Origin of the sequence: Micromonospora sp. H61 (assembly GCF_018070325.1) — a bacterium.
GTDB lineage: Bacteria > Actinomycetota > Actinomycetes > Mycobacteriales > Micromonosporaceae > Micromonospora > Micromonospora salmantinae.
On the sequence record NZ_JAGPXY010000117.1, the window covers coordinates 1 to 11,074 of the forward strand.

Genomic DNA, 11,074 nt, shown 5'->3' on the forward strand with positions numbered 1-11,074 from the left:
GTTTGCCAGGCAGACGATTATCTTCGTCTCGGGCACTGCCCCTCCTCTGCGCAAGGCCTCGGGCGCTGCGTAACCTTGATCATTTGGTCCGGGGTTGCACGAGGGCTGAACAGAACGTCCTGCACCGTGTACCCCTAAAGAATGGCCAGATGGACACTGTAGGGCTGGGGTGGGTGAGCTCCGTAGGTTGATAAAAAAAGGACAATAGGCCCAAGTGGGTAGAGTCGAGAAGGCGGCGCCCAGGGTTGGTCCATCGTAGAGGTGTGCAGACCGGGACGCCGCGTGTCGCAATAGGGTTGGTGCATGTTTATTTCGTGCTGCTGGCGGCTAGGGGACGCTGGTCTCGTGCGACGCGCTGTTCGCGCCCCCGTTTACCCCCCGGAAACCCCTGACTACGTGTGACAAGGAATGGTAGTGAGTGATCATCGCTCGATCGTGTCTGTGCAGCTCAGCTCTAAGCTCTGACAGTCGATGGCAAGGTTGGGAACCGTTACCTTCGGTAACCGCGGGTTCGGGGTTCGAGTCCCTGGCGGCGCATCACTGAGATGGGTACTGACCTGGGTTTCCAGCTGGGTCGGGGCCTTCTTCATGTTCCGTGCCTGTAGCCGGGTGCTCGGAAGCCGTTGGACCGTTCCGCCCGGGCAACTCGACGGCCTCGGGGACGTGTCGCTCGGAGCGGTAGCCGGCCAGCACGGCACAGACCGCTGCGGTCACCGCCACGGTCAACCGGTGCCGGACACCGCGACGGGCGCGAGGATCTGGCAGACCTGTCAACGCTGCGGGCAGCCCAGCAGCGGCTTCGGGCACGGTGACAGCCGGTGCGTCGGACACGGACGAGATCAGCGATGATGGCAAAGCGGGCATGGCTCACTTCGGACGATCGACAAGCCGTAGAAACCTCGATGATCATCTGAACCGGTCATCCCTGCCCTGCTACCACCAGCAAAGGCCACATCAAGCCGGGCACCCCCCCGATTTTGCCGGGCGGCTCGATGGGGTATCGATGCCGGTTGTGAAGCCCAGGTCGAAGTCCAACCGCCGGCCAACTCGGCTGGCTTCCATGTCGGCTTCGCCGCGATGTGCGGGTGCTCGTCGGGTGCTCGCTCGCCGGGGACAGGTAGCTAGCGGTTGGCACCCAGCGGCCGCAGACGCTGGATCAGCACGGGCACGTGGGACCGCCGATGCCACGTGGGACCCATGAACACGACATGGGCGGGCTCTTAATCCGCGGGTTGTCGACTCCAGTCAAGGGGATCGGGCCGGTGTTCGCCGAGCGGATCGTCGATCACTTTGGCGTGGACACGTTGCAGGTCATCGAGGATGAGCCGGGCCGGTTGGTCGGGCTTGTCAAACGAACCGGCATCCTTGTGCGGAACTGGAGGGCTCTGGCCGCCGCACCCGACAACGGTCAGGCACCTCGGGAAAGTCGTCCGCGTGCGTCCCGGCCAGGGCCCAGTCTGGGCCCTGGCCGGGACTACCGGTCAGTCGATTCGGCCGGCGCGCTGCCGGCCGCGGGTCAGCAGCACGAGGACGACGCCGAGGAGCGCCAGCATCGCCCCGATGGTCAGCGGTGCGGCGATGGTGTCACCGGTCACCGGCAGAATCCGCGAAACGTAGCGGAAGGTGAGCCCGTTGGAGGATCCACCGTCGGTGCTCACGATGACCGTGGTGTTTCCAGCCGGGCAGGGCGGGGTGCGGAAGGTCAACGTGCGACCGTCCGCTGCCACCGTGACCTGGCTGGCCGGGATGGTCTTTCCGCAGATGGTGACCACTGTCGCGCCCGGCATGAACCCGGAACCACCGACCGTCACGGTCGTGCCGCCGCCGGTTGGCCCCTGACTCGGGTTCACGGTGTCGATGCGCGGTGGGGCGATTTCGTAGGTGAACCCGCCTGGTTCGGTGACGTCGTCACCGGGCAGCTGCACGGTCACGTCCACCGGGCCGGGCAGGCCGGGTGGGGTGACGACGGTCAGCGAGGTGCCGTTCGGGTTCACGACGAGGTTGGTCCCCGGAGTGTTGTCGAAGTTCACGCCGGTGGCGCCGGTGAGGCCGGTCCCGGTGATCGTCACGGTGGTACCACCGGTGATCGGGCCGGTGTTCGGCACGATCGAGGTGATCGTCGGCGCGACGTACGTGAACGGTGGCGCGACGGCGGTGCCCGCAGGGAACACCAGTCGCACGTCCGCAGGTCCGGCGGTGTTCGGCGGGGTCACGACGGTGATCGTGGTGCCGGCCGGGTTGACGGTGAAACCGGTGCCGGGCACCCCGTCGAAGGTCACTCCGGTCGCCCCGGTGAAGCCGGTTCCGGTGATGGTGACGGTGGTGCCACCTGAGGTCGGCCCGGTCGTCGGGGTCAGTCCGGTCGCGTTGGCGGCGCTGCCGTCGGCGACGTAGGTGTAGTCAAGCGGAGTCGCCGATCCGCCGCCGGTGGTCACCACCACGGCCGCCGGCCCGACCGCGCCGGGCGGCGTGACCGCCGTCAGCGACGTGCCGCCCGGGTTGACCGTGACGTTGGTGGCTGGCGCACCGTCGAAGGTGACGGTCGTGTCACCGGGGACGAGGCCGGTGCCGGTGATCGTCACCGTCTGGCCGCCTGATTGCGGGCCGGTGTTCGGCGTGATCGACGCAGCGGTGGGCGGTGCCGCCACGTACGTGAACCCGTTCGGTGCGGTCGCGTTCGCGCCTGGGATGAGCACGGTCACGTCCACCGGACCGACCTGCCCGGGTGGTGTGACCACGGTCAGCGAGGTGCCGCTCGGGTCCACGACGAGGTTGGTGCCCGGCGTGTCGTCGAAGGTGACTCCGGTCGCGCCGGTGAACCCGGTCCCGGTGATCGTAACCGTCGTACCGCCGGTTGTCGGGCCGGTGTTCGGCACGATTGACGTGATCGTCGGCGCGATGTAGGTGAACGTCGGCGCGGTCACCCGACCGGCCGGAAAGACCAACTCGACCAGGGCCGGTCCCTCCGGGTTCGGCGAGGTCACCACGGTGATCGTGGTGCCGGCCGGGTTGACCGTGAACCCCGTGCCGGGTAGCCCGTCGAAGTCCACTCCCGCCACACCGGTGAAACCGGTGCCGGTGATCGTTACCGTCGTGCCGCCGGCGGTCGGCCCGGATGTCGGCGTAAGACCGGTGATGACGGCCGCGCTGCCGTCGGCCAGGTACGTGTAGCCCAGCGGCGGCGACGTGCCGTTCACCGTACTGACCACGACCGACGCGGGACCGACCGCACCAGGCGGAGTGACCGCCGTCAGCGAGGCACCGCCCGGCGCCACCGTGACACCGGTCGCCGGTACGCCGTCGAAGGTGACCGTGGTGCCGCCCGCAATGAAGCCCGTACCGGTGATCGTCACCGTCTGACCGCCCGACTGCGGGCCCTCGTCCGGGGTGATCGTCGCGGCGGTGGGCGCCGCCGGTGGGCGCTCACAGGTGGCCTCGGCCACGATCACGGTCCCGACCGGGATGGTCGTCGGGACGCCGAGGACGGTGCCCGACAGGGTGAGCGTGGCCCGCACTGCGATGGCGGTGGCGCCGGTGGCGGTGGTCGTCTCGACGCGGGTCAACGAGGCGTTCAGGCTGGCACCCGCCAGCCCCGGCCCCACGACGGCCGCGCTGCCCACGACGGCGGGGGTGTTCGCCGTCAGCGTGACCGCCGAGCCGAACAGCTCTAGCCCGGCGAGCGTGGTGCCCGCACTGGTCGCGCCTGTCTGCGGGCAGGTCGCGGAGGCGGTGACCTCGGTAGCGTCCAGCACGTCGATACCGAGCACGGCCAGGTTGAGGCCGTTGACGCTGGACGACGCCGACGACATACCCGCCGCCCTGGTGGCGGTGACCTCCTCGACGGTGCCGCTGGCGGTCACTCCGAGCGCCCCGGGTACCGAGATGGCCAGCAGGGTTTCGGTGTCGGTACCGCCGGCGGCCGGCGCGGTGGCCGTACCGATGACAGCATCGGCGGTGATCACGGCTATACCGGCCACCGCCGCGGACAGGTCGATAACGGCACCGCGTGCGTTCGCGTCCCCCGGTGCCGCCCGTGCCGGCGTCCCCAACCCCAGGGTTGCCAGGCCGGCGACCAGCATCGCCGTGGACGCGCTTGTGATTCTTCGCAGGACAGGCCTCACCAATTTCCCCCGTTCAGTGGACTGACGGGCCTGTTCGGCATGGCGCACCCGTCAACAACTGAACGAGGACAAAGCGGACAAGTTGTGGCATATCGTAACCGGGTGTCGATCGGACCTGCGACGTCTGGCACCGGGTCGGCCTGCGGCGTCGCTGATCTCCCTAAGGGAGGACAGAACCCGCGGGTACGCCAACCCGACCCACCACGGGACGCGCGGGGTGGCGTGCCTACCCCGCGCCCACACAGGTTGAGGACACATGCGCACCACCACGATCGGCGACGTGAAGGTCCTGCTGCCGGACCTCGAACCGGACGACCTCGACACCACGGCGGACCTGGCCGGCGGCCTCACCGAGGCCCTGGTCGAGGGCGCAGCGTGGCGCGGCTCGCACCTTGAGGACGCCCGCATCCGCAGCAGCCTGATCACCGGCGTGGACCTGAGCGAGAGCACCTGGGAAGCCGGGAGCCTCTACGGCTGCGAGATCACCCGCACCGACTTCTCCGGCGCGACCCTGACCGGCATCACCATCGAACGCTGCGCGATTACCGGCTCCCGGTTCACCGGCACCAGACTCACCGACGTACGCCTCAAGGACGTCCTGTTCGACGGCTGCCGCTTCGACTACGCCACCTTCCAACGCGTCACCGCCGCCGGCTCGGTCGCGTTCACCGACTGCACTCTCACCAACGGCGCGTGGTCTTCCTGTCGACTACCTCGCATCGCCCTGCGGTCATGTGACCTCACCGGACTGGAATTGGACTCCTGCCACCTCGACGGCACCGACCTGCGCGGCAGCCGGCTGAAGGGCCTCAAGACGCCGCTGGACAACCTGCGCGGCGCCACCCTCGGCGAAGACCAACTCCCTGACCTCACCCAGCTGACCGTCGCCGCCCTCGAACTCACAGTGCGCAACCACTGAAGCCGAGGAGGCATCGTGCTCGCTGAACCCACTGGCAGCCCGGACACGATCCTCGTCTGCGTCCGGGGCAACTCCGGCTCCGGCAAGAGCAGCATCGCCCGCGAGCTACGACGCCGACACGGCCGGGGCTGCGCCCTGGTCGAGCAGGACTACCTGCGCCGCATCCTGCTGCGCGAGCGGGACAAGCCCGGCGGCGCGGCGCCGGCGTTGATCGGGCAGACCGTCCGGCTTGCGCTTGACCACGGCTATCACGTCGTGCTGGAGGGCATCATGCACAGCAGCCGTTACCGCAGCGTGCTGACCTCCCTGCGGGACGACCACCGCGGCCGGTCACTGTTCTGCTATCTCGACGTGTCCCTGGCCGAGACCCTGCGCCGACACCTCACCCGCCCGCAGGCCGGTGAGTTCACCGCCGAGCACATGAGCGGCTGGTACGCCGCCCATGACGTCCTGGGCTGGCCCGACGAACTCGTCCTCCCCGAGACCACCGGACTGAACGAGGCCGTCAACGCCATCGCCGCTGCGGCTGGGCTACCCCAGACCGGACGCGACGACGACGTGCTCCCGAGCGTCCCGTCCCGGTAGAGCAGCTCAGCCGGCCACCGATGTCGCCATCCCGGCGCACCGTTCGCCAACACAGCCCCGAGTGGACACCCGATGACTCGACCACGATCATGCTCCCACTCCGCGTGGCCACACCGGACGGCCGCTCGACTGCGGCAGGATGACCGGATGCGACACGTCGTGCTGTTCCACTCCGTGTACGGGCTGCGGCCCGCCGTGCGCGCCGCCGCCGACCGGTTACGCGCCGCCGGGCACCAGGTCAGCACCCCAGACCTGTACGGCGTCCCGGCCACCGACACCGTCGAGGAGGGCTTCGCGCTACTCGAGAAGATCGGCCAGGAGGTGGTGCTGGACCGAGCCCGCGACGCGCTGCGTGACCTGCCACCGGCCACGGTGCTCGCCGGCTTCTCGATGGGCGCCGGGGTGGCCGGGGCGCTGCTGGCCGAACGCCGCGACGCCGCCGGCCTGCTCCTGCTGCACGGCACCGGCGGCGCCCCGGACGCGGTCCGACCCGGGTTGCCGGTGCAGCTGCACCTCGCCGACCCCGATCCGTACGACGCGCCGGACGAGGTCGACGAGTGGCAGCAGGCCCTGACCGACGCCGGGGCCGACCTGACGGTCTTCCACTATCCCGGCGTGGGCCACCTGTTCACCGACCCGGACGTCGCCGAATACTCCCCGGACGCCACCGCGGCGTCCTGGCCACGCGTGCTGGCCTTCCTGGCCGCCCGCTGAACACCCGTCCCGCGGACCGCGCCCGCGTGGTGCTCGCCCACCACACCGGATGGTCGGCCGGGTGTGCCGGGGTCAGGTGGACAGAGGCTGGGTGGGGCACCCTACGGCTTCAGCACGATTTTGCCTCGCGCATGGCGGGACTCGCTCAGCTCGTGGGCGGCGGCCGCCTCATCCAGAGAGAACACGGCCGCGACCGGCACTGTGAAACGACTCCGCTCGGCGAGTTCGCCGACGGCGGCGATTCCTTCGAAAGCCGGTGTGTCCGCGCCGGGGCCAGAGCCGCGCGACAGGTGCACCCCGTAGGCCGCGGCGTTGATGTCGGCGATGCTCACCACCCTGTCCGGGCTCGCGACCAGCCCGACCAGGTCTGGTAGAGAACCAGAGCCGGCACAGTCGAGTACGACATCCACCCCTCCGGGCAACAGAGTGTGGACCCGCTCGGCCAGCCTGGGGCCGTAGGTGGTCGGGATCGCCCCGAGCGCGGCGACGAACTCATGGTTGCGGTCGCTGGCCGTGCCGATGACGGCCGCACCGCGAGCGACAGCGAGTTGGATCGCGGTCGTGCCGACCCCGCCGGCCGCGCCCTCGATCAACAGCGTAGTGCCGTTCTTGACGCCCAACCGGTCTAGCACTCGGGTGGCCGTCTCGATGTTGCCCGCCGCGCCGCCGGCCTGCACCCAGGTCAGGGCGGCCGGCTTCGGTGCCCACGCGGCCAGGACGGCGTACTCGGCGTTCGCTCCGCCCATCTGGGCGTAGTCCGTGATCCCGAAAACCTCATCTCCTACCCGAGCCGTGGTCACCCCGTCACCGACCTCATCCACCACGCCGGCAGCGTCGACACCGGGCACGTGCGGCAGACGGAGCGGCATCCACTCCTGGAATCGGCCGGCGCGAACGTACGTATCGGCAGGATTGACACCCGAGGCCCGAACCGCCACCCGAATCTGGCCGGGTCCGGCGTGCGGTTCCGGTGCCTCCGAGACCTCAAGGACACTCGCGGGACCGTACTTCGAAAATTGCAAAGCCCTCATACGCACGGACGCTAACGCAGGCCGCTGTCCGCCTCGCTAAAGTGAGAGTCGTGACCGATCGTTTGCCTCACGCCCTCCGCTCCGACGCCCTGGACAACCGCGAGCGCATCCTCGAGGCCGCCCGCGCTGTCTTCGCCGTTGACGGCCTGGACGTGCCGATGCGGGAGGTTGCCCGGCGCGCCGGGGTTGCACCCGCCACCCTGTACCGCCGATTTCCGACCAAGGAGATGCTGGTCACCGAGGCATTCACAGAACAGATGTACGCCTGTCGCGGCGTTGTCGACGAGGGCCTTGCCGATTCGGATCCATGGCACGGTTTCTGTCTCGTGATCGAGAAAATGTGTGAACTGCACGCACGCGACCGAGGCTTTACCGCAGCTCTAATTTCGACCTTTCCCAAAGCAGTTGATTTCGAGGCGCGCCGGGAATACGCGCTGAGAGCGATCGACGAACTGGCCCGGCGCGCCAAGGATGCGGGTCGCCTCCGCCCCGACTTCGTCCTGGACGACGTCATCCTCGTGCTCATGGCCAACAGTGGTATCCACGCGACCTCGCCGACCACTCAGGTCAGCGCCTCCCGGCGCTTCGCCGCGCTCGCCATCTCGGCGTTCCAAGCCTCTCCGGATGTCTCGCCGCTCCCGCCCGTGGCGCGGTTGGCGCCCCCGGCGTCGGTATCCGGACGCAGCCAAGCGGGCCAGTAATCGCGGCGACCCAGCCGGCCGGGATCCCGGCCGGCTGGGTCGCCGGATCGATCATGTTCAGGGGACGGCGGAGTTTCGGCGAGCCGCCGACCGAGCCGCTGACCTCGCTCAGCGGACGCTGGCGCCGATGCGCGGGGGCGTGGCGGTGCCGTGCACCCGCTTGGCGTGGCTGGCGAACAGCCGGGGCGCGATGATCGGCATGAGCAGCCGGGCCGGCAGCGGAGCGTGCGCCAGCACCGCCTTGACCACCTCCGGATCGCCCTCGTACATGGCAAGGCCGAAGGCCAGCGGGAGCTGCTTCTTCGGGGACTTGCTCATGCCGTGCTCGCCGAGCTGCATCCACTCCCGGGCGGTGACGTGCCGTTGCGCCAGCGGCAGGATCTCGCTCTCCTCCAGGGCCATGTGCTCGATCAGCGCGGCGCGTAGCTGCTCCAGGGCGTCCGCGAGCTGCTCACCGCCGCGTGCTGTGCGGCGCCACTGGGGGAGGAGGCCGACCACCGCCGCGTGGGCGTCCTCGATGGCGTGGTGCTGCGCCTCCATGGTGGGGACGATCGCCGCGGCCTCCGCGCCGCCGCGCTCCAGCAGCCGGGGCCAGAGCAGCAGGTCCTCGCCCTCGTGGTGCAGGTGCAGGATGTGGCAGAGCATCTCGGCGTGGGCGCCGACGACCTCCGCGCGCGTGGCGTCGCCCGGGGTGACGTCGCGGACGAGCTGCGGCAGCAGGCTGAACTCGCGACGGAGCGCCGAGTGCGCCATGTACATGTCGCGTACGTCGGCCATGGCTTCGCGCTGGTTCTGGTTCACGGTGACCTTTCCGAGGGATCAACTGGCACAGATCTGTTGATCATGCTCGGTGCCACTTGGAACCGGCTTGGAACCGCCAACAGTGACGGTCAGCGGGCCATCGCCGCCGTCGCCTCGGCCAGCCAGTGCGGCGACTCCCACCGACGGGCGACCCGCGCGGCGAGGGTGAAGTGCCGGGTCGCCTCCTCGGTGCGGCCCACCAGCCGGAACAGCTCACCGAGGGTCAGCGCGACCGGCCGCACCACGGCCGCTGTGGTGGAGAAACCGGCCAGTTGGTCGCGTACCGGGAGCAGCGCGTCGATCACGGGCTGGGCAAGGTCCCGTCGACCCAGCGCCACGACGACCATCCCGCGCACGCTGAGCAGCGCCGACTCGAAATAGTCCGGGCGGTAGGTGTGCCGCCCGATCGGCATGGCGCGCGCCTCGTCCAGGCGCCCGCTTCCGATCAGCGCCAGCGCCAGCAGGTCGTCCACGATCGGGCCCAACGACCCCCGGATCCGCCGGGTCGCCTCCAGGTGCTCAGCGAACCGCCCCTGGCTGATCAGCAGGGTGCCGGTGGAGAAGTAGTGGAAGGCCTCGGCGTGCAGCGAACCCTGCCGCCGCATCTGCACGGCGACCTGGTCGTAGTGCCGCCGCGCCGCGGCGAAGTCGCCGGCGATGTGCGCGAGAGCGCCCAGCGAGCACAGGTTGATCGTCTGCGCCTCGTTCAGCTGGTACGTCTCGGCGAGCCACCCCTGCCGGGCGACGCTGAGGCGCAGTTCGTCCGGTTCGTTGAGCGCGGCAGCGCAGTGGCCCAGCGCCTGCTCGGCGACCGAACGGTAGGTCACCAGCCCGTGCTCGTCGGCGAGGTCACGCAGCTCACTGGCGAAGGTCCGACGGTCCGGCGCCTCCCGCTCGTAGCTGATGGTGCGCAGCCGCGCGGCCAGCCCGAGGGCGCGCAGCTCGGGGTCGTCGAACCGCCGCGAGAGGGCCAGCGCCTCCCGTCCGGCCGCCACGCCTCGTGGATCGGACTCGCCGTCCAACTCCGTGGCCAGCGCCTCCAGCAGCCGGCAGCGGGCGACCGGGTCCAGGTCGTCGGCGCGCAGCAGCCGCCCGAGCAGCTCGACGACCCGGTGGTCCACCACGCCGTACTCGTGGGTCAGCCACGGGGTGGGCACGGTCCACGCGGTGAACGCCGCGACCAGCAGGTCGTCGCGGCCGGACGCCGCGGCGACGTCGATCGCCCGAGCGCGGGTCTGCCGGGCGGCGGCCACCGCGCCGGCCCGCGCCTGGGCGCGCAGCAGCCGCCCGAGCAGGTCGACCTGGAGCGCGTCGCGGTCCCCGGCGACAGTGGCGGCGGCCTCGACAGCGTTGCTGAGCAGCTCGATCGCGGCGTCGTACGCGTACCGCCGCTCGGCCAACTCGGCGGCCCGGATGGCGTAGTCGACGGCGAGCGGTGCGGTGTCGGCCGACGCGGCCCGGGCGTACTGGTGGGCCAGGGCGGGGTAGTCGTCGGGCCGCAGCCGACGGGTGGCGGCGGCGATCCGCGCGTGCAGTCGGGTGCGGCGCAGCTGCGGCAGGTCGGTGTAGATGGTGTCGCAGACCAGGCCGTGCACGAACCGCACCCGCCCGGGCGCCGGTTCGGTGAGCAACCCGGCGGCCAACCCGGTTTCCAGCGCCCGCAGGACGCTTCCCTCGTCGGTGCCGGCAGCGTCGACGAGCGTTCGCACCTCGGCCTCCCGACCCACGGCCGAGGCGAGACGCAGCACCGAGACGGCCGTCGACGGGAGGCGGGAGAGTCGTCGGCGCAGCACGTCGCGGACGCCCTCGGGCACGTCGGAGGTGGCCACGAGCGTGCCCTCGGCGGCGAGCAGTCGCGCCGACTCCCGGACGTAGAACGGGTTGCCGCCGGTCCGCTCGGCCAACGCGGTGACCGTGTCCGGGTCGACCGTGGTCCGGGCCAGCGCGCCGAGCAGCCGTTCGACCTCGGACGTGCTCAGACCGCCCAACGGGATCCGCTGCGGTGACCGGCGGGCCAGGACGGCCATCGCGTCGGCGAGCCGCTCGGTGTTGTCGGCGGGACGCAGCGCCCCGACGAACAGGACGGTGCCGGTGGTCATCTCGGTGACGCTCTGCAACAGCAGCAACGTCTCCGCGTCGGCGGCGTGCAGGTCGTCGAGGATCATGGTGACCGGTCTGCGGGCCGCGGCGGCGTCCAACCAG

8 protein-coding genes and 1 pseudogene are annotated in these 11,074 nt (G+C 70.4%); 4 read left to right on the forward strand and 5 right to left on the reverse strand.

Annotation, left to right across the window (positions count from 1 at the left end; genetic code table 11):
* Positions 1-537 precede the first annotated feature (537 nt).
* Positions 538-864 carry a transposase family protein gene (locus KBX08_RS34955; protein WP_374101977.1) on the reverse strand — a complete coding sequence of 109 codons (327 nt, stop codon included), beginning with the start codon at positions 862-864 and terminating at the stop codon, positions 538-540.
* A 617-nt stretch (positions 865-1,481) separates the two neighbouring features.
* The gene (locus KBX08_RS31195) at positions 1,482-3,962 is read right to left on the reverse strand and encodes an IPT/TIG domain-containing protein (RefSeq protein ID WP_210787363.1); all 2,481 of its coding nucleotides are present in this window, start codon (positions 3,960-3,962) and stop codon (positions 1,482-1,484) included.
* Between the two features lie 415 nt (positions 3,963-4,377).
* Between KBX08_RS31195 and KBX08_RS31200 the strand changes: the two genes are divergently transcribed.
* The 3 genes from KBX08_RS31200 to KBX08_RS31210 all read left to right on the forward strand — a co-directional run bounded on the left by KBX08_RS31200 (position 4,378) and on the right by KBX08_RS31210 (position 6,339).
* Positions 4,378-5,040, forward strand: coding sequence for a pentapeptide repeat-containing protein (locus tag KBX08_RS31200; RefSeq protein WP_210787364.1), 663 nt, complete (start codon positions 4,378-4,380; stop codon positions 5,038-5,040).
* A 15-nt stretch (positions 5,041-5,055) separates the two neighbouring features.
* Positions 5,056-5,625 (forward strand): kinase, encoded by a 570-nt coding sequence (locus KBX08_RS31205; protein WP_210787365.1) that lies wholly within the window; start codon positions 5,056-5,058, stop codon positions 5,623-5,625.
* Positions 5,626-5,772: 147 nt separating this feature from the next.
* On the forward strand, positions 5,773-6,339 hold the full coding sequence (locus KBX08_RS31210; protein WP_210787366.1) for a dienelactone hydrolase family protein: 567 nt from the start codon (positions 5,773-5,775) through the stop codon (positions 6,337-6,339).
* A gap of 101 nt (positions 6,340-6,440) precedes the next feature.
* On the opposite strand, the gene KBX08_RS31215 is transcribed toward KBX08_RS31210, so the two are convergent.
* The gene (locus tag KBX08_RS31215; protein ID WP_210787367.1) at positions 6,441-7,370 is read right to left on the reverse strand and encodes an NADP-dependent oxidoreductase; all 930 of its coding nucleotides are present in this window, start codon (positions 7,368-7,370) and stop codon (positions 6,441-6,443) included.
* A gap of 50 nt (positions 7,371-7,420) precedes the next feature.
* On the opposite strand from KBX08_RS31215, the gene KBX08_RS31220 reads away from it, so the two are divergent.
* Positions 7,421-8,071 carry a TetR/AcrR family transcriptional regulator gene (locus KBX08_RS31220; RefSeq protein WP_210787368.1) on the forward strand — a complete coding sequence of 217 codons (651 nt, stop codon included), beginning with the start codon at positions 7,421-7,423 and terminating at the stop codon, positions 8,069-8,071.
* Between the two features lie 108 nt (positions 8,072-8,179).
* On the opposite strand, the gene KBX08_RS31225 is transcribed toward KBX08_RS31220, so the two are convergent.
* Complete coding sequence (locus KBX08_RS31225; RefSeq protein WP_210787369.1) at positions 8,180-8,872, reverse strand: hemerythrin domain-containing protein; 693 nt, start codon at positions 8,870-8,872, stop codon at positions 8,180-8,182.
* 89 nt (positions 8,873-8,961) lie between these two features.
* Positions 8,962-11,074: pseudogene (locus tag KBX08_RS31230) on the reverse strand (hypothetical protein); the annotation flags it as partial.